Source organism: Caballeronia sordidicola (assembly GCF_000729995.1).
Taxonomy (GTDB): Bacteria; Pseudomonadota; Gammaproteobacteria; order Burkholderiales; family Burkholderiaceae; genus Caballeronia; species Caballeronia sordidicola_A.
On sequence record NZ_JNFG01000166.1, the window covers coordinates 1 to 385 of the forward strand.

Here is a 385-nt window from a genome sequence, read left to right on the forward strand (position 1 = left end):
CGTAGCGGGTGTTTCTCATGCCCAGGGCACGGGCCTTGGCATTCATGGCGGCGACGAAGGCCCGCTGGCCACCCGGATAGTGGTGGGCGAGGCTGGTGGCGGCGCGGTTTTCCGAAGACATCAGCGCCAGTTGCAGCATGTCACGGCGGGTCAGCTGGCTGCCCAGGCGCACCCGCGAGAAGATGCCGCGCATGGCCGGATTCTCGCTGATGTCGATGTCGATGGTCTGCTCCAGCGGCAGCCGGGCATCGAGCACCACCATGGCGGTCATCAGCTTGGTCACCGAAGCGATGGGGGCGACCTGGTCGGGATTCTGGGAAAACAGCACCTGGTTGGTCTTGAGGTCGACGACCAGGGCGTGGTTCGAGGCCAGGCGCTGGGCGGT

The 385-nt window shown here is 66.2% G+C and carries 1 protein-coding gene; it reads right to left on the reverse strand.

The features are described from left to right. On the reverse strand, nucleotides 1-385 hold a 385-nt coding region (locus FH08_RS0134220; RefSeq protein ID WP_031362663.1), incomplete at both ends, for a serine hydrolase.